19 protein-coding genes are annotated in these 25035 nt (G+C 39.9%); 11 read left to right on the top strand and 8 right to left on the bottom strand.

Annotation, left to right across the window (positions count from 1 at the left end; all coding sequences use genetic code 11):
• Window positions 1–47 precede the first annotated feature (47 nt).
• From ACXACJ_RS10435 to ACXACJ_RS10415, 5 genes are all read right to left on the bottom strand, one after another.
• Complete coding sequence (locus ACXACJ_RS10435) at window positions 48–2708, bottom strand: carboxypeptidase-like regulatory domain-containing protein (protein ID WP_475134308.1); 2661 nt, start codon at window positions 2706–2708, stop codon at window positions 48–50.
• A gap of 28 nt (window positions 2709–2736) precedes the next feature.
• Window positions 2737–4302 carry a vanadium-dependent haloperoxidase gene (locus ACXACJ_RS10430; RefSeq protein WP_475134307.1) on the bottom strand — a complete coding sequence of 522 codons (1566 nt, stop codon included), beginning with the start codon at window positions 4300–4302 and terminating at the stop codon, window positions 2737–2739.
• Window positions 4302–5222, bottom strand: coding sequence for a transporter (locus tag ACXACJ_RS10425; protein WP_475134306.1), 921 nt, complete (start codon window positions 5220–5222; stop codon window positions 4302–4304). The genes ACXACJ_RS10430 and ACXACJ_RS10425 overlap by 1 nt, the downstream gene beginning before the upstream one ends.
• Before the next feature lie 254 nt (window positions 5223–5476).
• Window positions 5477–5983, bottom strand: a complete 507-nt coding sequence (locus tag ACXACJ_RS10420; protein ID WP_475134305.1) for a hypothetical protein — start codon at window positions 5981–5983, stop codon at window positions 5477–5479.
• 124 nt (window positions 5984–6107) lie between these two features.
• Window positions 6108–6734 carry a TetR family transcriptional regulator gene (locus tag ACXACJ_RS10415; RefSeq protein ID WP_475134304.1) on the bottom strand — a complete coding sequence of 209 codons (627 nt, stop codon included), beginning with the start codon at window positions 6732–6734 and terminating at the stop codon, window positions 6108–6110.
• Between the two features lie 146 nt (window positions 6735–6880).
• Here ACXACJ_RS10415 and ACXACJ_RS10410 point away from each other — a divergent pair, with 146 nt between their 5' ends.
• The 8 genes from ACXACJ_RS10410 (at window position 6881) to ACXACJ_RS10375 (ending at window position 19585) form a co-directional block, all read left to right on the top strand.
• A complete protein-coding gene (locus tag ACXACJ_RS10410; RefSeq protein WP_475134303.1) occupies window positions 6881–10159 on the top strand; it encodes a SusC/RagA family TonB-linked outer membrane protein in 3279 nt (1092 codons plus the stop codon).
• A gap of 25 nt (window positions 10160–10184) precedes the next feature.
• Window positions 10185–11969, top strand: a complete 1785-nt coding sequence (locus tag ACXACJ_RS10405; RefSeq protein ID WP_475134302.1) for a RagB/SusD family nutrient uptake outer membrane protein — start codon at window positions 10185–10187, stop codon at window positions 11967–11969.
• A gap of 120 nt (window positions 11970–12089) precedes the next feature.
• Window positions 12090–13325 (top strand): alkaline phosphatase family protein, encoded by a 1236-nt coding sequence (locus ACXACJ_RS10400; protein ID WP_475134301.1) that lies wholly within the window; start codon window positions 12090–12092, stop codon window positions 13323–13325.
• A gap of 3 nt (window positions 13326–13328) precedes the next feature.
• Complete coding sequence (locus ACXACJ_RS10395; RefSeq protein ID WP_475134300.1) at window positions 13329–14240, top strand: metallophosphoesterase family protein; 912 nt, start codon at window positions 13329–13331, stop codon at window positions 14238–14240.
• Window position 14241: 1 nt separating this feature from the next.
• Complete coding sequence (locus ACXACJ_RS10390; RefSeq protein ID WP_475134299.1) at window positions 14242–14523, top strand: CBU_0592 family membrane protein; 282 nt, start codon at window positions 14242–14244, stop codon at window positions 14521–14523.
• Window positions 14524–14886: 363 nt separating this feature from the next.
• On the top strand, window positions 14887–18057 hold the full coding sequence (locus ACXACJ_RS10385; protein ID WP_475134298.1) for a PAS domain S-box protein: 3171 nt from the start codon (window positions 14887–14889) through the stop codon (window positions 18055–18057).
• 349 nt (window positions 18058–18406) lie between these two features.
• Window positions 18407–18781 (top strand): hypothetical protein, encoded by a 375-nt coding sequence (locus ACXACJ_RS10380; protein ID WP_475134297.1) that lies wholly within the window; start codon window positions 18407–18409, stop codon window positions 18779–18781.
• A gap of 219 nt (window positions 18782–19000) precedes the next feature.
• Window positions 19001–19585 carry a hypothetical protein gene (locus tag ACXACJ_RS10375; RefSeq protein ID WP_475134296.1) on the top strand — a complete coding sequence of 195 codons (585 nt, stop codon included), beginning with the start codon at window positions 19001–19003 and terminating at the stop codon, window positions 19583–19585.
• Window positions 19586–19603: 18 nt separating this feature from the next.
• Here the strand turns inward: ACXACJ_RS10375 and ACXACJ_RS10370 are convergent, their stop codons facing one another.
• Window positions 19604–20377 carry an enoyl-CoA hydratase-related protein gene (locus ACXACJ_RS10370; RefSeq protein ID WP_475134295.1) on the bottom strand — a complete coding sequence of 258 codons (774 nt, stop codon included), beginning with the start codon at window positions 20375–20377 and terminating at the stop codon, window positions 19604–19606.
• Window positions 20378–20424: 47 nt separating this feature from the next.
• Here ACXACJ_RS10370 and ACXACJ_RS10365 point away from each other — a divergent pair, with 47 nt between their 5' ends.
• Both ACXACJ_RS10365 and ACXACJ_RS10360 read left to right on the top strand, forming a co-directional pair.
• A complete protein-coding gene (locus ACXACJ_RS10365) occupies window positions 20425–20907 on the top strand; it encodes a low molecular weight protein-tyrosine-phosphatase (RefSeq protein WP_475134294.1) in 483 nt (160 codons plus the stop codon).
• Entirely contained in the window at window positions 20904–21794 is an 891-nt protein-coding gene (locus ACXACJ_RS10360) for a fructosamine kinase family protein (RefSeq protein ID WP_475134293.1), read from the top strand. The genes ACXACJ_RS10365 and ACXACJ_RS10360 overlap by 4 nt, the downstream gene beginning before the upstream one ends.
• A gap of 1 nt (window position 21795) precedes the next feature.
• Here ACXACJ_RS10360 and ACXACJ_RS10355 read toward each other — a convergent pair whose 3' ends face one another.
• A complete protein-coding gene (locus tag ACXACJ_RS10355) occupies window positions 21796–22053 on the bottom strand; it encodes a hypothetical protein (protein ID WP_475134292.1) in 258 nt (85 codons plus the stop codon).
• An 18-nt stretch (window positions 22054–22071) separates the two neighbouring features.
• Window positions 22072–23028, bottom strand: coding sequence for an OmpA family protein (locus ACXACJ_RS10350; RefSeq protein WP_475134291.1), 957 nt, complete (start codon window positions 23026–23028; stop codon window positions 22072–22074).
• Between the two features lie 131 nt (window positions 23029–23159).
• On the opposite strand from ACXACJ_RS10350, the gene ACXACJ_RS10345 reads away from it, so the two are divergent.
• Window positions 23160–24029 (top strand): SDR family oxidoreductase, encoded by an 870-nt coding sequence (locus ACXACJ_RS10345; RefSeq protein ID WP_475134290.1) that lies wholly within the window; start codon window positions 23160–23162, stop codon window positions 24027–24029.
• Window positions 24030–25035: the final 1006 nt, after the last annotated feature.

Below are 25035 nucleotides of genomic sequence, written 5' to 3'. Positions count from 1 at the left end.
TTGACTCTCCACCGTTAAAAGAGAGTATGATTGATTGTATTATTTCTTTAGAGCGTAATGTTTACGCCTGCTATAATTTGTCTAAACCCACCAGGGAATATGCCTGAAGCCGCTCTGTTCAATCTTGAAGCCCTGTAGACGTTGTTCGTGATATTTTTTGCATTGATAAACACATTCAACTTGTTAAAACCATCTACGTGGAAATCGTAGCTCATTTGAGCATCCATATTGAAGTACGATTTCAATTTTCCGATTCCACCATCGGCAGATTCGCTCTCGAAATTGGCAAACTCCGCATATTGCTCGCCTACATAACTGCCTGTAAAGCCTAGCGAGAAGTTTTGGTAGGTATAATTCAAGTTTCCGCTAAGGTTCATTTTTGGCGTATAAGGCACCTCTGCATCTTCAACATAACCCTTGCCGTAGTGAGTAACTGCTCTGGTAATGTTATCGAACTGAGCACTGGTTAATGTGGCATCGGTAATTTCTACCTCGTTGCCTTGACCATTGGTTGTGTACAAATCATAGGCGTTTCGGTTAGCGTTTACCTTTGCAATGAATTCATTCTTTGTGGCCTGAGAATGAACGATTGGGCCGAACAAATCCTTGTCTTCTACGGCTCCAGCCGAAATTTTGGTCCACATAAGGGTGGCGTTTAAGTTTAAAGTAAGGCTGTGTAACGAAGACCTAGGAATAAGAGAAGTAGCAAGAGAAGCTTCAATTCCCTGAATATTCACTTTGCCTGGTTGGCGGAAAAGCTCGTTTTCTCCTGCTGCTACAAAATTATCAACGGCTGTATTGAAGAAGGTGGCTTGGCCTAGGAGTTTATCCATAAGAAGACTTCCTCTCCAGCCAACTTCTACATTCACGCTAAGCTCAGGTTGAATATTCAAGGTTTCGCCTTGGGTAGGAGTGGTAAGTACTCCATTGCGTTCTACAAAGAAGCCGAAAACCTTAGATGGCGCTATAAAACCACGATAAATACTTGTGAAGAATTCGTGATTACCCACTTTATAATCTGCCGTAAATCCTGGTAGGGCAACCGTGTAGCTGTTGTTCAGTGTATATTCATCAGGGCTTTGAATGTTAGGATCGGCCGAAAGTGCAAGCAAATTTTGCTGATCCATATCCACATGCTCAATGCGGACGATAGGGGTGAGTGTCCAATTGTTTAGGTTGAATTGGTTTCTGATGAATCCAGAAGCAGACCACATGGCGAACTGTTGATCCGTTGCAGGAGCTCCGCTGCGTGCCCATCGTGAATTGTCTGCCACTAAGAAACGATTTTTATAGGTTTCGTGGTGAAGTTTAAAGCTCGCTTCTAGCTCATGTGTTTTTTCACCTGCTTGCCAATTGGCTTTTAAAAGTTCTCTCAAGCCACTCACTGTGAAAATCCATCGGCTATCCGTAGTACTTTCTTTTCCATTTAAAATTCTCCCAACGCGTACGTAATCATCCTCATCAAAATCATTCTGAGTGATATAACTGTAACGATCTTTGAAGATTTCTTCTCCCACATAACTGCGAACATCAGAAGCTTTTACCAATGTGGTCACTTGTCTCCACCAGTCTCTTTCAAAGTCAGAAGCATAGATTTTGGAAGTAAGATTGATCTTAGAATTCGGAACCCATTTATGGATAATATCCATTCCATATCTTCTCATGGTAAATCTGTCGGCATCAAAAGGGTTTTGAGTGGGGTCGTGTTCAAACGTAAATGGTGTGATAGAACTCAATGAAGCTTGATTATCTTCAAACTGCCCGCTCACTTTGAAATAAAGAGATTGGTCATCGGAAAGCTGTGCGAAGATTTTAGCGTTCAGGTTTAGAACTTCTACCGAAGAATTGTCAGTAAAGCCGTCAAACTTTTTGTAAACACCTTCTACTAAGGCTCCTAGATTGTTCCAGGTTCCTCCGTAGGAGAAAAGCCCTGTGGTATAATTTCTCTGTCCACCAATTAGTTTTACCCTTAGCTTTGGTTTTTGAGGTGGAAGAGCCGTGATATAATTAACGCCTCCATACATGTTGTTAGGGCCGTATCGTAACATGTCGGCTCCTTTGTAAACTTCAATGGCCTGAATTCTATCACTTACAGGATTATAGTAAGCACCAGGAGCTATGTAGGGTGCTGGAGCTGAAGGTGTTCCGTCTTCCATAAGAAGGATTTTCTTTGATCTACGACCCCAAGAGCCACGAATGCTGATGTTGGGCCGGTTGGAAAGCCCCATATCACCAACAATGTTTACGCCTGGTACAATTCGGAGTAATTCTTCAGTGTTCAGTGGGTTCGATCTTTCAATGAGTTTTGGATTCAACCTAAAGTTTGAACCCGTAAAATCGTCTCTATAGCTTTGAGAAGAGCCGGTTACGATAATTTCACTCAAGCTGGTTGGGTTGAGCTGAAGTACAATTGTGCCTAAATCTGAGGTTCCTGAAGTCAGTTCAATGGTTTTGGAAGTATAGCCCAGATATGTGATGGTAAGGTTTTGATCTTGAGAAGAAATGGCAAGGTCAAACTGACCTTGCTCATTTGTAATAGTGCCATTGCTGTTGTTTGTGATAATTTGAGCCCCGATTAAAGGTAGATTATCATTACTGGCAATGACTTTGCCTGAAACGTGTTTTTGGCTCTGGGCCCGAAGACCCAGACTGAAAAATGCCAAAAGAAGTATAAAAAGTGTTTTGTTAGATGATTGTAAGGTTTTCATAAGATTGAATCTTTTTGAAATTGTTAGGTTAGTTGGCTCCGTCTGTTCGAGCTAGGTTAATGGTATAATTGGCTACTTTTATGCCCTGATCAGTTCCTACTTCTGCATCAAAACTCCAGTGAATTCCCCCATACACCCTAGATACAGCAGCTTCTAAAGCCCAGTCTCTGTAGGTTTGTGCATGTTCTGGAAAAATATAAGCTAGAACTTCCGCTGCTGCGGCTGAAAAAACGCTATGTCCTGAAGTGTAGCTTGGGAAATTTGGAGTTCCAGCGATGGTTTTAAAATTTGGTATTTGCTGAATAGGTCTTGGGTAGTGGTAATAATATTTAGCGTCCCAGCAACTGATACCTGCATCCATCATAGCCATATTTAAATAGGCAAGAGTTCGCGCAGATCGGATGGGGTTTTGCTGATATTGAATAAGATATTCTTTCGCTATTCTGTTCCAGTGGCCTGGGGGGGTGTAAGTTCCCAAACCATCTTGCCAAAAATTCGCGATAGCTCTTTGCTCCTCAGTTACATTGTTGGCAATGTCTACCAGTTTTTTCACATCAGCTTCATAAGCTGGGCTTCCCGGAGCAGGAGGCGGAATGGGTCTTACCTCTTCTACAGTAGGAACATTCCACATTTTTACCTGCCCAAATAGGGGAGTTAAACCTACAGGACGAAACGGCTCTTCAAGATTGTCCCATTGCCAACCGTATCTTTCAAAGGCAGAAGCCTTAATAGAATCTGAAACCGCTTTCGAGGTTTGAGCTTTCGACATTTTATCTGTTTTGGCTCTTGCCAAGGCTGTTTTCGCAATCTCTTCGCCAATAAGTTTTCCGGCAGAAATATCACTTTCAACATTAATTCCTGCCCAGATTAAACTGTTCATATGCTGTTGAGCAAGCGACTTTAGGTATTCTTCTTCTAAAGGAAACATGGCGATGAGCACCTCGCAAGACGCAACAGCTACAACGGCTCCATCAGAAGGGTATGAAGGCAAATTGTTTTCGCTATAGGCTGGGGTGATTGTAGGATCAGTTTCCGATGGAGCAGGGCGATTGTAAGTGTATTTATAATGCCATGCAGAAATAAGTCCATCGAACTGCGCTACACTCATATAGGCTAAAGCTCTAACAGCGTACGGAGGGTGTGCAAATGGAAAAGGTGGTGGCCCATCAGGCGAATTTGGATTTGGTAATGTATAAGAACCATCATCGTTAGGGCCTGGGATCAAATTGTATTTTGCTACCAATTCCAGTGCAATTTCATTCCATCGTAGTACCGAATTATTAGTCCAATATTTTACGACAGATTTTTGATCAGCCGTAAGTGAGCTCATAGAGGCTTTCATATTGGCTAGTTCAGAGCTATAAGCTGAAGAGTTTACTGCTTCTGGTTCAGCAATTTCAATCTCGGAAGGGGAGGAAAGTAAAATCGGTTTCCAACTTCCAGCTTGTTCATCGTTGCTTGCGTAGTCGTAGGCTTCATATTTAGCCATAGTAGGTAAGTCTTCTTCGCAAGAAAAAATGGCTATGGCAACGCATAAGATCATAAGCTTTCTAAAAGCTGAATGATTATGGAATAGAGTTAAATTCTTTTTCATCATACCCCAAATTGAAAAGTGAGACCTACACCAACTTGCGTGAACTTACCTGCGTTTCGGCCATTTACATTATGCAATACATAGCCCATAGCACTAAGCCCAGGTAAAGGTTTTAAAAAGTACTGTGTAGAAAATCCGATTTGATCGAATTGAACTTTATTGGTGGGCTGTCCGGCATTATAAATCCGGATATCGTCTCCGCTTCGGGATTTTAAGCCCATATAGCTGAATTCTAATTTCCAAGTATTCTCAAAGAGCCATCGGCCAGCAAATACATGGTAATTCCAGGCATTAGGCACGTCCATAGTTGAAGTGTAATAGCTTCCATTTGCATAGTAATAATCACGTTCTGCTTCTGTTGTTCCTCGCCATAAATGGGCAAAGTCGGCTCTAGCAAACCATCCTTTTTTCAACTTGTATTGAAGTATGGCTCTAGTGTTTATTTCATTGGCTCCAAAGCCTATGCTGTAAGGGCGGTAATCTGAAAGGTAATTGGTGATGGGAGTCGAAAAGCCAACATTTGCTAATGCAGTTAAAGTACCTTTTTCTGTTTCATTACGATACAGTTGAACTTTTACATTCAAATTCAGGTCTTGTAGGCCTTTTGCTCCCGCCATTCTTCCACCGTTGGGTTCGCTAGAATGCGTTTTAACATAAGGTAGACTAACTAAAAGGTTCACACGATCGTGAATACCAATAGCAGCGGCAGCTTGAACAATCTCTCTATTTAACTGAGCTACATTTCCATTTTGTCGAAGGCGAGGCCCTTCCCAATAATGGTCCCAAGCCCCATGTTCATAGACAAGGACTGTACAAATTTCACGCTTCTTCATAAGTATGGCATCGGTGGTTGTTTGTGAATGCGCGTAATTCACACCGATCAAAAGAGCCATACCCGCCAGAACAGCAGATACTTTCATTGATTTGGTTTGTTTGATTGAAAAAAATTAGTGGGCAGAAATACCAACTAAAGGAAGCTCTTACAATATGTTATACAGCCATACACGGAAGGAAACGATTGCATGAACTAAGGTTCATGCACGAGCCTAATCAGGTGTTTTCTAAACACCAATAATGAGGTGTTTACCTATTTGAATTGGACTATTGCTTTAACTGTAAGGTTAAGCCGCCAGCCTTCATGTGAATGATTTGTATGGAATAAAAAAGAGCTTGTTTAAGCTCTCCGAGGAGGAGGGGTATTAACTGATATCGTATTGGCCACAAACAACGGATTGACAAAACTTTGATAGCTCTGCGGTATAACAAAAGTTGCTGGTGGAGTAATGTAGTTGGATTGACTAATGATATAGCGAGGTAGAAGCTGACTCAATAATTCAGCATCTTGATTATTTTTCCTTTGTTCGGAATCAGTATTTTCAGAAACGCTTTGACTAATTTTTAATCCTGATGGTCTCATTTGAAGAAAGGAATGATCTCCATTTTCATCTGTCTCGATCACAAAGCCATTAATATAGCCTAAAGAATTGAACTGGTCAGGAGAAATTTCAGATAGATTAAATTCTGAACCTGTTTCTTCATAAAGCAAATCAGCAGCAGACGATTCTATAGAATTCATCTGAATAGCAACCAACTCTTCTTTAATCACTTTAAAGCTAAAATAAGCCCCAAAACAATTAAAGAGGGTAATGGCCATTAAAAAATATGCACTGATAACCTTCATTAGATCAAATTCCAAAATGGAATATTAGATCGAATATTGGAAAAATATCTGGAATTGCAAAAGAATTAATTTTCCTCTAGAATATTTGTGGTTATAAGTTTTGTGAAAAACCTCATTTGAAGATTTAAATGAGGTTGTCTTCTTTGCTTGACTCAATACTTTTTTGCAGTCCTAAGATTTGATAGGCGTGAGATTTACACTGTTCCATAATCTGATCTTGCCTGGCAGAATCCTTCTCCATACATAAATAATAGTAAGCGCCTTCTAATACTGTATATATAAGGCGTGATGTAGTCGCGGGATCTTCAATAGAAATGGAGCCTTCCTTATTGCATTCAATTAAATGCATTTCCAGAGAAGTTCTAAGCGAGTCGTGGAGCTGCTTGTATTTAGTGCGGATAATCGAGTTTCTGAAAATCAAACTGTAACAACTATAGTATACATCGTCACTGATTAATGTATTCCACTTACGTGAAAAAATGTTGTCCAAAACATGGCGAAGTTGCTCAATGGGCGACTCATTTTTGCCGATTGTGTATACTCTTTGATACCTGCTTAATATATAGTCGATTAAGGCCAAAACCAGATCGTCCTTACTTTTAAAGTAATGTAGAATTAAACTCGGGTTAACATCCATAACCTCGGCTATTTTGGCAATAGACGTATTTTGAAGGCCTTCGCCCTTTGCCGTTTTATAAAAGGCTTTGACAATTTCTTGTTGTCGTGTGTCCTTGATACTTCTTCTCCCCATCAGTGGTCAATGTGTTTTCAGCGTTAAAGATGCATAAAATAGATTGATTGAGTATTCAATTAAAATTAAATCCCTGTTAACCCCGAGGTAACATAGCCGATCTACCTTTGATCAACTAAAAAATACTCAATTACAAACTTACCTCTATGAAAAGATCAGTACCAGTTTTTCGGATAAGCAAGCTGCCGTTGGGCAAGTTTTGCTTCATCCTTGTGTGTATGCTGATCAGTAGCTTGGCCAATGCTCAATCTGTTAAGGTTGAAGGTAAAGTTACTGATGCGAATGGTGCCCCGATTTTCGGTGTTACCGTTTTTGAAAAAGGAACTTCTAATAATGGAGTGGTAACCACAGCCGATGGTGATTACTCTATTACTGTAGCTAGTAAAGAATCTGTATTGATGTTTTCTTCAATAGGATTTATAAGACAAGAGATTGTTGTAGGAAACCAAACTGCTTTGAATGTAACGCTTCAAGATGATTTAACAGAGCTTGAAGAAGTTGTGGTGGTTGGCTTTGGTACTGAAAAGAAAGTGAACCTTTCTGGAGCTGTAGATATGGTAGATGCGGAGCAATTGGCAAAAAGACCAATTAGCAATGTAAGTGAAGGTTTGCAAGGGGTAATTCCTAACCTTAATATCATGAGCAATTCAGGAGCTCCGGGTTCTGCTCCAAACATTAATATCAGAGGTATTACTTCATTGAATGGTGGCGATCCATTGGTTCTAATTGATGGGATTCCTTCTAGCGTAGCCGACCTTAACAGAGTGGCTCCTCAAGATATTGAAAGTATTTCGGTTATTAAGGATGCTTCTGCTGCTGCAATTTATGGTGCTCGCGCTGCCTTCGGTGTGGTGATTTTAACTACCAAAACTGGAAAAGAAGGCAAAGTTAATGTAAGCTATACGGGTTACACTTCTTTCAACAAGCCAACCGTTCTTCCTAATAAAATCACGGATCCATATATCTATATGAGATTGTTGGAAACTTCTACTGACAATACGCCTTGGGATTACGTGAATTATACCGACCAACAATATTTGTGGGCAAAACAGAGGTCTGAAGATCCTTCAATTCCTGGTGTAAGAATTAACCCATCAAACGAAACGGCTTGGGAATATATGGGAGATCGTGATTGGTCTACTTATTTCCTTCAAGACCAAACAGTTTCTAACAACCATTCCTTGTCTATCAGTGGTGGACAGGATAAGGTAAACTATTTGCTTTCTGGTTCTTATAGCCGTCAGAATGGTGTTATGGCTATTGCAGACGATTATTTTGATAGATACACTGTTCGTAACAAGGTGAATTATTCGCCATTTGAGTGGTTGAAAGTAGGTAACAACACATTCTTAACAACTACAAAAAGAAAGCAGCCTTCTTACTTCGACTTAACAGGTATTTATGATTTGTTCCCAACAGATTGGAACATTAACCCTGATGGAACTTGGGCAAATTCTGGAGCAGGTAGAATGGCCGCTCAAATTACTGATGGAGGTGAAGATATTACCGAATTCACAAGCGTTCAGTCTCAATTTACAACCCAAATCGATTTTATTAAGAATAAGCTGACTTGGAATACTGATTTCACTTTCAGAAGAGGAAGACAAGACAGAAACTGGTTCCAAACCAAGTATCAAATTGGTTATGGCCCTGGAGATATTCGCGAAGAAGGGCAAAACACGGCTTACAGAGCCAATGTGGTTGAAAACTACTACGTGTTGAATACCTATATGAAATACAACGAGAAGTTTGGCAATCATGCTTTGAATGTTACTGCTGGTTTTAACCAAGAGCATAACAAATGGAATCAATTCACAGCACAAAGAAATAATGTAATTTCTGCATCGCTACCAACCATGGCTTTAGCAACTGGCGACCAGTTTGTTGACGAAAGCGTTTCTGAGTGGGCTGTGCGTGGGGCTTTCTATCGATTAAATTACATTTTTGACGATAAATACATTGTAGAATTCAACGGTAGATATGATGGCTCTTCAAAATTCCCAAGCAAAAAGAGATACGGCTTCTTCCCATCAGCTTCAGCAGCTTGGAGGGTTGAAGAAGAAAACTTTATGGCTGATTTAAGCCACGTTGTGAGCCAATTTAAACTGAGAGGTTCTATCGGTTCATTGGGTAATCAGGCCATTAGCCCATATGAATACATTTCTACCATGGATGCTTACCAAGGCAGTTATTTGATTGATGGAAAACGTCCGTTGAGCATTTCGGCTCCTCCATTGGTTTCTTCAAACTTTAGCTGGGAAAAAGTAGTAACTACCAACTTTGGTATCGACTTAGGTTTGTTCAAGAATAAGTTCGAGGCTTCTTTCGATATCTACAGAAGAGATACCAAGGATATGTTGACCCAAGGTAAGGAATTGCCAGATGTTTTAGGAGCTACTGAACCTAAAGAAAACGCTGCAGATCTTAAAACAAACGGATGGGAGCTTTCTTTGAATTATCAGAATGAGTTCAATGTTGGCGGAAAACCATTGTTCTTCAAAGCGGGTTTCCTTCTTTCTGATAGCAAAACTTTTATTACAAGATTTGACAACCCAAGCGGAAGCATTACTCAGTACAGAGAAGGAATGCAATTGGGCGAAATTTGGGGTTTACAAAGTGATGGATTATTCACTTCTGAAGACGAAATCGCTGCTTTAGATGAATCAGACATCATTCCTTGGGGAGCACTTTCAATTGTACCAGGCTGGCCTAAATACAAAGATTTGGATGGTAACGGTAGAATTGAAAAAGGGTATACCGTTGGCGATACCAAAGACCTTTCAATTATTGGTAACCAAGCGCCACGTTACAGCTATGGTTTCAACTTCTCCGCAAACTGGAATGGTTTTGATGTAAGCGCAATTTTCCAAGGAATTGGAAAAAGAGATTACTATCCTTTGGATTATTTGTACTGGGGATTCTATCAGCAGCCTTATGCCGGTGGTTATCCTCATTTGAACGATTTCTACAGGCCTACTACAGAAACTGGTGCTGACAGAGACAGACACTCTCAATCGTATATCGATGCTGGTTTAGCAGATCAAAACTTAGATGCTAAATACCCAATTCTTCAGTCTTGGTTGGCCGATAGAAACCTGGGGGAAAGAATTGACCAAGCACAAGGTTTGGCGGTTCCTCAAACTCGCTATATGCTAAGCGCTGCTTATTTAAGATTCAAAAACTTAACTATAGGTTATACGCTTGCAGAAAAATTCAGCAGCAAAGTTGGTTTGTCTACAGTTCGCTTCTACGTAAGTGGAGAAAACCTTTTCGAATGGTCTCAGCTTAAAGATTTCTTCGATCCTGAAGCCGTTAACAATGCCATTCAATACAATCCTAATGTAAGTCAGTCGAGATCAGTTGGTAAAGGTTACACTTATCCTTTCCAAAGAAGATACGTGATCGGCTTGAACGTGACCTTATAATCAACGACTTAAGAAGCATTAAAAAATGAAAAATTTTAAAATACTTATCGCCCTTTGCTTGGTGCTGATAGTTTCGGCTTGTAATGATGACTTCTTGGAAGTTGTTCCTGAAACTTCCATCGGGGTTGAAAACTTTTTCAATACTGAAGAAGACTTGAATATTTACATCAATAGCCTATACAACTTTCCTGGGGTTGGCATTTACAATGCGGATAGAGCTACTGATAACGCGGCTACAACAGGTAATACCGAGTTGAAAACCATGATGGTGAGTGATCCTAGCTCAACCACGATCACTTCTGGCTGGAGCTGGGGTACGCTAAGATCTATCAATTTGTTTTTAGAAAACTTCGACAAAGCTGCCATTCCACAAGAAAAGCTCGATCATTTCGAGGGCTTGGCAAGATTCTTCAGGGCTCAATTCTATATGGATAAAGTGAAGCGCTATTCAGATGTGCCTTACTACGATTATGTGATTGAAACTGGCGATCAAGAAGCTTTAATGAAGGCGAGAGACCCTAGAGAATTCGTGGTTCAGAAAATCTTTGAAGATTATCAATTTGCTGTAGAACACATTTTTGAAACCGCTGCTGAAGGTGCAGTAAACCGTTGGGTTGCCAAAGCTTACATGGCCAGAAATGCGCTTTATGAAGGTACTTTCAGAAAGTATCATGGCGAATTGAATTTGTCGGGTTCGGCAAATGAGTTTTTGACTATGGCTAGAGATTTAGCCAAAGACATTATGGACAATGGTGGTTTCAGCATTCAAAACTCAGGAAATGTAGAAACGGATTATCTTAACCTATTCAACAGTACAGATCTTAGCAATAATTCTGAAGTGATTTTTGCAGTATATGGTGAAGATCAAGTAGTGAACAGCGGTTGGAGTTCTACCATTTTCGGTAATTACGAAGTGAGCCCAAGCAAGGATTTAGTGCAGACTTATTTGATGAAGGATGGTTCGGCTTACACTGCGCAGCCTGACTATGAAATGAACTCTTTTATAGAAGAGTTTGAAAATCGTGACCCTCGCCTTGCTCAAACTTATGCTTATCCTGGTTTTCAGTTGATTAACACGAATACTTATGCTCAAGGTGGAGGAATTTACGTGCAACAATTGGCTAAAAATTTCTCTGGTTATCATCAAATCAAAGGTTATATGAACGTAACCGATCAGAGCGTAATCAACAGCGTAGATTTCCCAATCCTTCGCTATGCTGAAACGCTTTTGGTTTTTGCTGAAGCTAGAGCTGAGTTGGGTGAAATCACTCAAAGCGATTTAGACAATACCATCAATGTGTTGAGAGATAGAGTTGAAATGCCACATTTAAGCATGAGCGTTTCTGCCGATCCTGTATTGCAGGCCAAATTCCCAGGTATCAGTCCTCTATTATTAGAAATCAGAAGAGAAAGAAGGGTAGAGTTGGCTTTGGAAGGTTACCGATATGACGACATCATGAGATGGAAGGCTGGTAAATTATTGGAAGAAGAACCAAAGGGTTTGTATTTCGATGGCCTTGGTAAGCACGATCTAACAGGCGATGGTATTGAAGATATTGTGTTATTAGATGCTTCATCATCAATTCCTGATACTAAAGAGAAGAACTCATTAGGAACCACTTTGGTGTATTACAAAGCAGGAAATCCTGGTCAAGATGTAGGCGTTTTCCTTTCAGAAGGAGATAAAGGCTACATCATTACCGTAGCAGAAAGAGGAACTTTCAACGATCCTAAATACTACTACAGACCAGTACCAGCTTCTCAAGTAGCATTGAACCCAAACTTAACTCAAATTTTCGACTGGAATTAGGTTTTACATTATATACAATAACCGGTTGGGGTTTTGCCCCTTCCGGTTTTATTTGTTAACCGAAATTATTTATTCTTAGAGACTCCCATATTCACTTAACTCACCTCAAACCACAAAGCAATGAAAACTAAAATCCTCTTATGTTCTGCTCTTGTTTTGGCTGCATTTTCAAGTTGTCAAAAAACTGAGCCACAAAAAGAAAAAAAGGCCATCATGATTTTGATTGATGGAGTTCCAGCCGATGTTCTGGAAAAAGTAAACACACCTAATATTGACGAAATCGCAGCTCAAGGCGGTTATACACGTGCTTATCAAGGCGGTGAAGCAGGTGGTTATTCTCAAACCCCAACCATTTCTGCTCCTGGTTATATGAACATGATTACAGGCGTTTGGGGCTACAAACACAATGTTTGGGGCAATGCGGTAAGAAACCCAAATTATAACTATTGGAGTGCTTTTAGAGCGGTGGAAGAAGTCGCTCCAACTAAGAAAACTGCGATTTTTTCAACTTGGTTAGATAACAGAACCAAGTTGATAGGAGAGGGAAAACCCGCTACAGGCAATCTTAAGCTAGATTATGCTTTTGACGGTTTTGAACTTGATACTGTTAATTTCCCTCACTTACCAGATAGAAAGTTTATTTCTGATATCGATGAACATGTTTCGTCAGATGCGGCTCAGTATATCCTTTCAGAATCTCCTGACCTGTCTTGGGTTTATTTAGAATTTACCGATGACATGGGCCATGCCTTTGGCGACAGCCCCCAAATGGACGAAGCGGTAGCTAAAGCCGATGCGCAAATCGGTAAAATATGGAAAGCCATTAAAGAGCGTGAAGCCAATAATAATGAAGATTGGATGATCACAGTTACAACCGATCATGGTAGAACAGCCGAAAACGGAAAAGGTCATGGCGGTCAATCAGAAAGGGAACGCACAACTTGGATTGCTACCAACAAAAGCAATTTGAACAAAGAATTTACTGGCGCACCTGTGGTAGATATTATGCCAAGCGTATTACATCATATTGGTGTTGAATTGCCAGAGCAAGTAAAAGCTGAGGTGGACGGCATCTCTTTCATAGACGAAATCAGTTTGAAGAGCCCAAAGGCAACTTTAGCCAATGGCGAACTGAAAGTAACTTGGTCGCCATTGAGCCAAAAAGGTGATGTTGAAATTCTTTACACCACTACTAACCATTATGCCGAAGGTGAGAAAGATAATTACCAGTCTTTAGGTAAAGTGTCCGTGAGTTCGGGTGCTTTCGAAACCAAGCTTTCAAATGCTGGGGACACCGTGAAGGTATTATTGAAAGCACCACAAAACTGGGCGAATACTTGGGCTATCGAAAAATAGGAAATGGATAGAAGAAGCTTACTGAAAAACATTGGTCTTGCGGGTTCGGGTATCTTGGTTGGTGCTCAGAAGCCAAATTTTGCAAGAAAGCGTTCGCTCAGAATTGCTCATCTTACTGATGTTCATTTGAGAGATAAAGACAATGCTCCACAGATTTTCGCAAAATGCCTGAACTTGGTTCAGGATATGAAAGATAGGCCCGATATTATTTTCAATGGTGGTGATACTATTTTCGATGCATTGGGTGCTAATCGCTCAAGCGTAGATAATCAGTGGAAGGTTTGGGATTCGGTAATCAGTCAAGAAAATGACTTACCGATAGTTCACTGTATCGGTAATCACGATGTTTGGGCTGGCACAGAAAAAACGGATCCATTGTATGGTAAGAAGTATGCTATGGATAAAATGGGTTTGGTAAAACCTTACCATAGTTTGGAAAAAGCTGGGTGGAAGTTCATCGTGTTGGATAGTACTCATCCTGTGAATGGCGGTTGGTACACAGGAAAACTGGATGATGAGCAATTCGATTGGTTAGAAAACGAACTGAAGAGCACTTCAGAAAACACACCCGTAATGGTTATGTCTCATATTCCTTTGCTAACCGCAACTGGATTTTATGAAGGCAATGAAAAAAATGGCCATTGGGAAGTGCCTGGTTCATGGATGCACATCGATTTTAACAGAATCAAAAAGCTTTTCCTTCAACATAAAAATGTAAAACTCTGTGTGAGTGGACACATGCATTTGTTGGATCAGGTGATGTACAATGGTGTTACTTATTGCTGTAACGGGGCTGTTAGCGGCAATTGGTGGGGCAATGAATATTATTACGAAGCACATGCGGGCTTTGCCATCATCGATTTATTTGATGATGGGGCTTTCGAAGTTTCTTATCAAGAATATAGCTGGGATTAAAATGAGCGAAACGGTAATTGATATTGTAATTCAAGGAATTGGATGGTTAGGGACAATTCTCTTCATCATTTCCTATGTGCAGCTAAACCGAGAGGTTTGGACACTCCAAACCATTAAATACCATGTTTATAATGTTTTGGGTAGTCTGTTTCTGGTGATTAATACCGTTTACGATTTCTCTTATGCTGCGGCCATGGCCAATTTGTTCTGGGGCATTATAGCTTGTTATGGCTTGATGAAATACAGAAAGAAGAATAAAGCCGAAGCTGCAATAACGACTTAAGTGTTGTGATTAGATGTTGATAAAATCCGTTGGGTTTTACTTAAGGCTGCTGAAAAGTGGCCTTTTGTTTTTTGTGCTTGCTGGTATTAAATAAGCCTTGGTTCAGCTTTTAAGCAATTCATAAAATCTTCAATTAAAATTAAGTGAACCGAAAAACTTAAAATCCTTTCGTTAGTTATTTTCTCAATCTCGTTTTACTGAAAAATGTATATCCATGCCATAGGTTTTGGCTCTACATTTTTTAATCGAAGCAAGATTTCTGTTAGGTTAAGAGCAATGTTTTAGTCATATCTTTAGTCGCTTTATCGCATTGTCTCAACCATGAAAGGGCTCATTTTTATAAGGGTCTTAAAGAAATTATAGATGCAGCAGAAAAATAACGACTATCCATTCCTTTCTGGAGGAGGCGAAATGGGTGAACTTATGCGCTCAAAAGATTGGAGCGAAACATCTTTAGGTGATCCTGCAGATTGGCCACAGAGTTTACGAACAACTTTGAGTATCATTCTAAATTCTCGGTTTCCTATGTTTCTTTGGTGGGGGCCAGAGCTGTTGTGTTTCTATAACGATGCCTACCGACCAAGTTTGGGTAATGAAGGCAAACACCCTTCAATTTTGGGGATGAAGGCCGAAGAGGCTTGGAGCGAAATATGGGAAGTCATTCATCCATTGATCGGAAGGGTGATAGATCATGGAGAGTCTACTTGGAGTGAAGACCAGCTTATCCCGATTTTTAGAAATGGTAAAATCGAGGATGTGTATTGGACCTTCAGTTACAGCCCTGTAAATGATAAGTCGGGTAGTGTGGCTGGGGTTCTGGTCACTTGCTTTGAAACAACAGAGAAAACACTTGCTGCAAAAAATCTTCAGGAAAGCGAAGAACGATTTCGAACCATGGCCGAAGGATCCGATATGCTTATCGGTGTGGAAAATGAACTTGGGAATGCTACTTATTTTAACAAGGCTTGGCTCAACTTTACTGGCCGCTCCTTAAACCAACTGACTGAGTTTGGTTGGGTGGATTTAATGCATCCAGAGGATAAGGATAAGCATGTTCAGGCTTATATTGAAGCACGTAAAGAACAAAAAGCTTTCAGTTCAGAATTTCGAATTAAAAACGAAGAAGGCGAGTACAGGTGGTTTCTTTCCAACAGTCAGCTAAGACTTTTAAGCGATGGCCAATTTGCCGGATACATCGGTTCTTCGGTGGATATTACAAATCGTAAAAAGGTAGAAGAAGAGCACATTCGCTTCAAATTCATGGCTGATAATGCTAGCGATCCTTTCATTTTAATGCATAAGGATGGAAGTTTTGAGTATTTAAATAAAGCTGCGCTGGAAAAATGGGGATATACCGCAGAAGAGGCCAAGTCATTGAAAGTTGCAGATATCGATCCAATGTATCGGTACGATATCTTCTCCACAATTTTTGATAAGGGGCAAAAGGAGGACTTACCTCTTTTGGAAACGCTTCATCGCAAAAAGGACGGAACGCTTTATCCTGTGGAAATAAAAATGGGAGGTGTAAGTATCCATGGTGAAGAGTACATTTTTGCCATTGCTAGAGATATTCGCGACCGCAGAACCGCTGAGAAAAAAGTGAAACTGAGTGAAAGAAATCTCAGATTGATGATTCATCAGGCGCCTCTTGCCATTGCAATTTTCCGCGGTCCAGAATATGTTGTCGAAATAGCCAATTCTCATGCTTTAGAGCTTTGGGGGCATCAAAACGAAAAAATGATTGGTGTGCCTATTTTTGAGGCCATGCCTGAATTATTGGACCAAGGCATTAAAGAAGTTCTCGATGATGTATATAAAACAGGCCATCGGTTTGAAGCCAAAGAATTGCCTGTACGACTGCATCGTCATGGCGGTTTAAAAACGGTTTACATCAACTTTTCTTACGAACCACTTTACGATACAGAAGGAAACATCAATGGGATTATGCCTATTGGTTTTGATGTTACTGATCAAGTTGAGGCACGCAAAAAGATAGAAGCCACTACGGAAAAACTCAATATAGTCATTGAGGCTAGTGAACTCGGGACTTGGGAATACGATCTTCCTTCCAATGGAATTACGTATTCGGATCGATATTTGGAAATCTTTGGACATAAATCAGGAAGCAAAATTCCGCATCGTTCATTTTTGGGTCAGATTTTTCCCGAAGATTTAGAGGTTAGAAAGAAAGCCTTTGAAGAAGCTGCCAAAAAAGGGTCGTTACAATATATGGCTCGTATCATTTGGCCCGATGAAAGCATCCACTGGATTGATGTGAAAGGCAAAGTTTTTTATAATGAAGAAGGCGAACCCAACCGAATGATTGGTACGCTGCGAGATGTAACAGAAGAAAGGCATACACAGCAGAAGTTGGCTGAAAGAGAGCAGAAATTTAGGCTTTTGGCCGATTCTATGCCACACCATGTTTGGACAACCACCCCCGAAGGTAAACTGAATTACTTCAATCAATTTGTGTTCGATTATACAGGTTTAACACAAGAAGACATCGATAGGAATGGTTGGTCGCAGGTAGTTCATCCTGATGATCGGGAAATGAACAGAAAGCAATGGGATAAGTCGATTGAAACCGGGCAAGAATATATTTTCGAACACCGTTTTAAGCGGTTCGATGGAGAATATCGTTGGCAATTGAGCCGTGCAATTCCGCAAAGGGATGAAAATGGAGACATCAGAATGTGGGTTGGGTCGAGTACTGATATCCAAGATCAGAAGATGTTTCAGCATGAGCTTGAGAAACAAGTTTCGCAAAGAACAGCCGAACTCGCTGAAAAAAATCTTGACTTAGAAAGAATGAATAAAGAGTTGCAGTCTTTTGCCTACGTTTCGAGCCACGATTTGCAAGAGCCTTTGCGCAAAATTCAAGCTTTCTCTTCTCGTATTCTGGACAAGGAAATTGGAAACCTTTCCGAAAAGGGACAGGATTACCTTGTGCGTATGCAGAATGCCGCCAAAAGAATGCAAACCTTGATCGAGGATTTGTTGGCTTACTCACGGACAAGTACAGGCGATCAGAAATTTGAAGTCTTACCTCTGGAGTTTGTAGCGAAAGAAGTAGCCAAAGATTTAAATGAGGAACTGGAACAAAATAATGCCAAAATAGAGATTGAAGCACCTTGTGTCGTGAGGATTATTCATTTTCAGTTTAGGCAAATGCTCACCAATCTGATTAGCAATTCGCTGAAATTTACTAGGCCCGGAGTTTCTCCACTGATAAAAATTACAAGTCGCCAAGGCAAGGGTGAAATACTAAATGCCGACAGACTTGTTCATGGTACTTTTTACTGCCACATTAAAATTGAAGACAACGGTATTGGTTTTGATAAACAGCACAGTGAAATAATTTTTGAGCTTTTTCAGCGCCTTTATGGTCGGTCTGAATACAAGGGCACAGGAATTGGTTTAGCTATAGTGAAGAAAATTGTAGAGAACCATAATGGGATTATAGTGGCTGAAGGAGAGAAAAATAAAGGTGCTATTTTCAATATTTACCTTCCTGCTTACAGAGAAAATTAAACCGAAAATTTCTTAATATGGGAGAAAAATTAGTTCTCCCATTTATCCGCTTTTTTGTACGCTTATCGGCCAAGTGTACGCTACTTAACCCTTTTTGCTTCCTTTTACCCTACGCTAGCTAACGTTCATTTGGCTTTTTCGCCATTTCATCCTTGATTTTTGCAGGTTCATCCTGAGGTTGTACGCTAACCAATCAGTGGTGTACGTTTTTGTGACACTTTTTCGGGTAAATTCATCTGGTTAATTTTTAATTAACTGAAAATCAATTAATTAAAAGTATTGGCATGTGCGTTGTAAAAAGAATGGCACAACAGAAAATCAAAAAAAACAAACATAAAACAACACGGTCATGAATAGCTCAAAAGTTAAAACTCAAAAGAACATAAGTGCCATAATAGCTCTTGCTTTAGCAGTAGTAACATTGTTTCAAGCAAGCTATGCAAAATCGAATGAATCGGACAGCAGAGTAGTATCTAAACAAGAGGCTGAGCTTCTTGCAGAAATCGAAACCATGTTAATGGAAGATGAAGATACCTCAATTGTTGAAGAGGTTTATGAAGAAATGGAAGTGGAAAACACAGACAAGGTAAAAGTATTTGATGCCAACGATCAATTGGTAGGCGAAGGCTCAACTGTAGAAAATCAAGATTTAAGGTCTCTTGTGAATACAGCCGATTACCTTACTGAAAATGCTGGTCAGAAGTATTTCAGAATATCAAAATAACAACAGAGAGGCGATTGGTTACCGCCCCAGTTTAATAGAATAGTTAGTAGTTAAATAGTTTAGTCAAGTTTAGTTCAAGAAAAGTCACCTTTGGTCGGGTGGCTTTTTTGGCTTAAAGGGTTTTTCACACCCAACTATTTGACAATTAATTAACTTCAAGAGCTTAAGTAATCAATAACTTTTATGTTACTTACGAGTTGATTCGACAAACTCTTTAAGTTGAAAAGGCTCTATCCATACTTATCGCTTCTACTTTTTGCTTTTGCATGTTCCAATGCCGAATTGCAGACAGAGGTGAACAAAAAAGTTGAGCGAGCATTCGAACTTCAACCTTCATTAGCCAATACTTCTTTTTCTAAAACAGCCCTTTTTGATGTTGCCGAAAATGATTTCGCAGAATACAATGTGGAAGCTTTTGACCTGAACAAAGTCTATTTTCAGATTTCAGGAATAGAAGCAGGAACAGCAATGGGCTTAAGTTTAGAAGGTCTCGATTTTAAAGTAGGAGATGCCATTACAAATCTTAGGCAGTTTCTGTCGACTGATGAAAAATCCAGCCTAAGTCAGCTGCTTTCTATTGCATTAAGCACTTCTAATGGAATTATCCCATTATACGAGCAGGGAAGCGAAAAGGGGCTTTTGGATGAATCTTCCGATGCTATTTCTACAATCAAGAACCTTTTGAATCAGCAACAAGCATTTATTGTCAGTTTAAATGCAGCTATGAAAGGCGGTGAGAAGTTAAAAAGGGAAATTGTGTTCACCCTTGTTTTGGATGTAACAGCCAAAGTAACCTTGAATTGATCACTTTGGCCTTTTGATTTATTTTCCTTTAAAGTCAGGCTTTCTCTTTTCTACGAAAGCGTTCATGCCTTCTTTCTGATCTTCAGAAGCGAAAAGCAAATAGAAGTTCTTTCTCTCAAAATGTAGGCCTTCTTCCAAATGCGCTTCGAAAGATCTTTTTACCGATTCTTTCGCCATTTGAACAGCAATAGGAGACATTGCAGCAATTTCAGAAGCCAATTTTACTGCTTCATTCATATACATTTCAACAGGCACAACCTTATTGATCAGTCCGTAACTGAGTGCTTCTTCGGCACCGATAAACTTTCCAGTAAGTACCATTTCCATAGCCTTCGCTTTACCCAGCGCTTTGGTGAGTCGCTGCGTTCCCCCAGCTCCTGGCATTACTCCAATTTTAATTTCAGGCTGCCCAAATTGAGCAGTTTCAGAAGCTACAATCATATCGCAGGTCATGGCCAATTCGCAACCACCGCCCAAAGCAAAACCTGAAACGGCAGCAATGATTGGTTTGCGTGTTTTGTTAATCTGGTCCCAAGTGCTAAACTGGTCAACTTTCCACATATCGATGGTGGATTTTCCTGCCATCTGTTTAATGTCAGCACCTGCCGCAAATGCCCTCTCATTACCGGTTATAATAATTACTCGAACCATATCGTCTTGATCGAGTTCTTTCAATGTGTCTCTTATTTCACCCATTAATTGAAGGTTTAAAGCGTTCAATTCTTTAGGTCTATTCAATTCAATAAGAGCAATGTGTTGAGCAAAAGCTTTATTTACTTTAATAAATTCCATAGGTTAATTCCTCTAATTCCAATAAACAAAAATAGAAAGAAATACACATGACAAAGGTTAAGGTGCTGTTTGTTTGCTTAGGTAATATTTGTAGATCACCTTTAGCAGAAGGCATTTTTAAAGAAAAAGTTGAAGAGAAGGGTTTGTCGAGTCATTTTGAGATTGATTCTTGTGGCACTTCCAATTACCATATTGGTGAATTGCCCGATCCCAGAACAAGGGCCAATGCGCGCCAAAACGGTATTCAGTTGAACCATAGAGGGCGACAGTTTGAGGCTGAAGATTTTGTAACGTTTGACTACATTTTGCCGATGGACGAATCGAACATGGCGAATGTCAATAAGTTGAGGCCAGAAGATGCCAGGGCTAAAGTGGTGAAAATGCGTTTTTATGACGAAAAATCACCAGATGCTGATGTGCCCGATCCCTACTATGGCGGAGATCGAGGTTTTCAAGTGGTATTCGATATTCTTGAGCGTTCTACCGAAAAATTCTTGAACGAGTTGATAGAAGTTCATCACCTAAGATGATTGCAGAAGACTTCAAAGGACTTATTGAAAGCATGCTTTTTCAAGTTTTGGGAGAAGCTTTGGAAGTCGAAAATCTAATATTTCAGGGTGGAGGTTGTATCAACAATGGGGTTAAAGCAGAAACGAACAAAGGCAGTTTTTTCATCAAGTGGAATGAGCTTGGCTTTGATGATATGTTTGAGAAGGAAGCTTTGGGGCTTGAATTACTGTCAGAAGCTCGAGTGATTGGTGTTCCCAAGGTTTATGGTTTTGGAAAAGTAGGAGAGAAGTCCTTTTTAGTGTTGGAGTTTATCGAAGCTGAAGGTGATGCCGATACTTATTGGCGCAGCTTAGGCGAAGGTTTAGCAAGGCTCCATCAGTGTACTCACCAATTTCACGGGCTAGATCACGATAATTATATCGGTCGGTTAGTTCAGCCAAATCATCAAACAGAGCATTGGGGCGACTTCTTTATTCAACAAAGATTGAATGTTCAGGCGGGTTTGGCTTTTTACAATGGCCTTATCGATGAAGGTTTTTTGAATCGGTTCAAACGGTTTTATGAACGCATTCCAGAATTGATTCCCGCTTCAAAGCCAGCTTTGCTCCATGGCGATCTATGGAGTGGCAATGTGCTCCATGGTTTTAAAGGGCGAGGATATTTGATCGATCCAGCAGTTTATTATGGTTGTCGCGAAATGGATTTAGCCATGACGCATTTGTTTGGAGGCTTCAATCGAAAATTCTATGAGGCTTATCAAGCGATAAACCCTCTGGATTCTTATTTCGAAGCGAGAAGAGAGGTTTATAACCTATATCCACTTTGGGTTCATGTGAACTTATTTGGGCGAGATGCTGGCTATTTGGCAGGGATTGAGAAGGTATTAAGAAAATATGAGAGCAGATAAATTACCTGCTCTCAATTTCTTGTTGAATTTTCTTACGGATTGGGGTAAATACCAAAAACGGAAATACTACGCCTCCAATAATTAGAAAGGGCACCAGTTGAAAGGCCTGCATATTGTGTTTTACTCCCGCAGCAATAGATACAATAATGATGGCTACGCCAGTCAAAACCAACATCATTATTTGCAGCCTTTTAAAGTGCTTTTTCTTTTTGTTGAGTTCTTCCAAACTGTATCGTGCAAATTCGTTATTCGGTGCCATATCAATTTTCTTCAATGATTAATTGGATTCTAAAATCTTTAGAAGCTCATCTAATTTTGGAGTAAGAATAATTTCTGTTCTTCTGTTTTTCGCTTTGTTTTCAGCGGTGTCATTTTCTGCCACAGGAGAGTTATCACCTTTGCCTGAAGCTGAAATGGTAGTTGGGTTTACTCCGTTTTCAACCAAAATTCTTACGATGGAAGTCGCTCTCAAAACGCTCAAATCCCAGTTGTCGTTCATGTATTGACTTTTTCTAGAAATTGGAACATTGTCGGTATGGCCTTCAACCATAATGTTGATGTCGGGGTTGTTTTTAATCGCACCAGCCAACTGCTTAAGTGCATTAGCTCCTTTTTGGTCTACTTTAATGCTGCCCGAACCAAAGAGCAATTGCTCTGCAAGCGAAACGTAAACTTTGCCGTTTTTAACTTCAACTTTCAAATCTTCTTCTTGAAAATTGAGCAACGCATTAGTAACCTTGTTCTTGAGAATTTGAACGGCCGCTTCTTTATCGGCAATTACTTTTTCTAATTCAATTACTCTTTTTTCGCGCTTGGCTAAATCTTCAGCCAATTCTTGATTACGTTTTCTTTCAATTTCCAGATCGTCTTGAATTTGCAAGAGCCTTTTCTGCTGACGAACCAAATCTTGATTCAATTGACCACTGTTGGTTAAAAGATTTTCGTACAAACCTTTGATTCTGCTGTGCTCGGCCTTCAATTCTCTCAACTCTTTATCTACCAAGTTGAAATCGTTTTGAAGGGCAGCTTTTTCGTTTTTCAAATCTTCGAATTGAACTTCGAGCCTTTTGATTTTTTCATTGGCCACAGCCAAATCGTCTTCTAATTGAGTTTTGTCTTTTTCCAGACCAGTTTTTTCGTTCATCAGTGCATCGAAATCCTTTCGGGCTACACAAGATGAAACCATTACAGCAAGTAAAATGAGGATGGATGTTTGGGTGAAAATTCGCTTCATAAATGATACAATTTAGCTTCACAAATATGAGTAATCCGAACCACAATTTCATGAAACTCTTTCAGCAATCCATTGGGCGGTTATGCTGCATGCCTAATAATTTTTAACTTAGGAAAAGATAGAAAGTAACTATGAGAACAGATGGAATGCTCAAAGAAGGAGCGCTAAAGGGACAGACCATAATTGTAACCGGTGGAGGAACTGGTTTAGGCCGTTCTATGGGTAATTATTTTTTGGAACTCGGTGCCAATTTGGTGATTACTAGCCGAAAAATGGAGGTTTTGGAACAATCGGCTAAAGAACTGGAAGCCGAGACTGGCGGCAAGGTTTTACCCGTTCAATGCGATGTAAGAGATTATGAACAGGTTGAAAATGTGTTGAAAGTAACTGAGGAAAAGTTCGGCCAAATTCATGGTTTGCTCAACAACGCTGCGGGTAATTTCATTAGCCCAACGGAGCGTCTCAGCCATAGGGCTTTCGATTCTGTAATAGATATTGTTTTAAAAGGCACTACAAACTTTACTTTGGCTTTGGGTAAAAAGTGGATAGCGCAAGAGCAAGCCGGAACGGTGCTCAATATTGTGACGACCTACGCATGGACAGGTTCTGGCTATGTGGTTCCTTCGGCCTGCGCTAAGGCGGGCGTGCTAGCCATGACACGTTCTCTGGCGGTAGAATGGGCTAAATACAAAATCAGATTGAATGCGATAGCGCCAGGTCCTTTCCCTACAGAAGGTGCATGGAGCCGCTTGTTGCCAGGCGATTTGGTGAAAAAGTTTGACCCTGCTAAACTTGTGCCCGTGGGAAGGGTGGGAGAGCACCAGGAATTGGCGAATTTGGCCGCTTACCTTATGAGTGATTATTCGGCTTATGTAAATGGCGAAGTGGTGACCATTGATGGAGGTGAATGGTTAATGGGTGCCGGAGAATTCAGCCATTTAGAGAAAATACCGCAAGAAATGTGGGATATGATGGAAGCGCAACGCGGAAAAAAGGGATGAGCCCCAAGCTAATTTGGGGCTATTGGAAAGCGAAACGTAAACTTAAGCGAACTCAGATTCCCTGAGTTGAGCCATGTTTTATTTCATAAAATCTTTTTGTCACCCTGAACTTGTTTCAGGGTCTTTTTTTACCATTTGAGATTTTCATTCGATATTCTATTCAATAATTGAAAACAGCCTAAGTAGGCCTATGATTGTGAATAGTATCCAACAGGGTATATAGAATAAACTTATTTTTGTTTTAAAGTAGAATGTTAAAGCGAAATTCCAACCCCCTGTAACTAAAGCATTAAATCTTTCTATTAGGTCAGTGTCAAGTATGTCAAATATTCCATTTAAGATGAACATAATTGGGACTGGCGTTAACACGACAAGCAACATAAAAAGTCCTCCAAGAATTGGTAGGTCAAAGATATCTCTGAGCCATTCGGTTTCTGTTTTAAGTGAAATTATCATATTACCTTCCTCTTGATTAAAAATAGGAAATAATACATTTTTTAAGCAAAGCTTATTCCTGTTTCGCCAGTTTCAATTTTCAGTCTTTTGAGTTTTCTGATAAACGAGAGATTCAAAACAGAACCGATAATGAATAGATCGAGAGTTGAAATGACAACTTCAGCTTTTCTCTCTTATTATGTATCAGTACAGAGCGCGAAATTGTATTTATATATGATATAATAAGTCCTTTGAATAAAGTCTAATGGCCTTAATTGTTGGTGGTTACATGTTTTCGAATGATGATATTGGGAAGAGCTGAATTAAATTTGAGTGTGGAGGAATGTTAGAGTCTGTTTTAAAAAAGCTCGAAACCAAATGACAACGAATAAAATTTTAATCTTTAGGCATCTAATAAATCATGATTAAAAGCTGATTTTTTTTAATTTTGACCATTCAATTGCTTGCCGGATTGAGATTGAATTTTTTGATAAAAACTATCTATAGTTGATGTTGCATATGTGGATATTCTCAAGGTCTGTAATACTGAATAGGTATATCATTTCATGTT

The organism is Roseivirga sp. AWQ4_251 (assembly GCF_056158225.1).
This window is presented reverse-complemented; position numbering and strand designations above follow the sequence as displayed.

Coding starts and splice junctions, on each gene's coding strand:
- ACXACJ_RS10370 (WP_475134295.1), bottom strand. CDS start 20,377: ATGGAATTTATTAAAGTAAATAAAGCTTTTGCTCAACACATTGCTCTT.
- ACXACJ_RS10400 (WP_475134301.1), top strand. CDS start 12,090: ATGAAAACTAAAATCCTCTTATGTTCTGCTCTTGTTTTGGCTGCATTT.
- ACXACJ_RS10420 (WP_475134305.1), bottom strand. CDS start 5,983: ATGAAGGTTATCAGTGCATATTTTTTAATGGCCATTACCCTCTTTAAT.
- ACXACJ_RS10410 (WP_475134303.1), top strand. CDS start 6,881: ATGAAAAGATCAGTACCAGTTTTTCGGATAAGCAAGCTGCCGTTGGGC.
- ACXACJ_RS10405 (WP_475134302.1), top strand. CDS start 10,185: ATGAAAAATTTTAAAATACTTATCGCCCTTTGCTTGGTGCTGATAGTT.
- ACXACJ_RS10345 (WP_475134290.1), top strand. CDS start 23,160: ATGAGAACAGATGGAATGCTCAAAGAAGGAGCGCTAAAGGGACAGACC.
- ACXACJ_RS10425 (WP_475134306.1), bottom strand. CDS start 5,222: ATGAAAGTATCTGCTGTTCTGGCGGGTATGGCTCTTTTGATCGGTGTG.
- ACXACJ_RS10350 (WP_475134291.1), bottom strand. CDS start 23,028: ATGAAGCGAATTTTCACCCAAACATCCATCCTCATTTTACTTGCTGTA.
- ACXACJ_RS10395 (WP_475134300.1), top strand. CDS start 13,329: ATGGATAGAAGAAGCTTACTGAAAAACATTGGTCTTGCGGGTTCGGGT.
- ACXACJ_RS10430 (WP_475134307.1), bottom strand. CDS start 4,302: ATGAAAAAGAATTTAACTCTATTCCATAATCATTCAGCTTTTAGAAAG.
- ACXACJ_RS10360 (WP_475134293.1), top strand. CDS start 20,904: ATGATTGCAGAAGACTTCAAAGGACTTATTGAAAGCATGCTTTTTCAA.
- ACXACJ_RS10385 (WP_475134298.1), top strand. CDS start 14,887: ATGCAGCAGAAAAATAACGACTATCCATTCCTTTCTGGAGGAGGCGAA.
- ACXACJ_RS10435 (WP_475134308.1), bottom strand. CDS start 2,708: ATGAAAACCTTACAATCATCTAACAAAACACTTTTTATACTTCTTTTG.
- ACXACJ_RS10355 (WP_475134292.1), bottom strand. CDS start 22,053: ATGGCACCGAATAACGAATTTGCACGATACAGTTTGGAAGAACTCAAC.
- ACXACJ_RS10365 (WP_475134294.1), top strand. CDS start 20,425: ATGACAAAGGTTAAGGTGCTGTTTGTTTGCTTAGGTAATATTTGTAGA.
- ACXACJ_RS10415 (WP_475134304.1), bottom strand. CDS start 6,734: ATGGGGAGAAGAAGTATCAAGGACACACGACAACAAGAAATTGTCAAA.
- ACXACJ_RS10380 (WP_475134297.1), top strand. CDS start 18,407: ATGAATAGCTCAAAAGTTAAAACTCAAAAGAACATAAGTGCCATAATA.
- ACXACJ_RS10390 (WP_475134299.1), top strand. CDS start 14,242: ATGAGCGAAACGGTAATTGATATTGTAATTCAAGGAATTGGATGGTTA.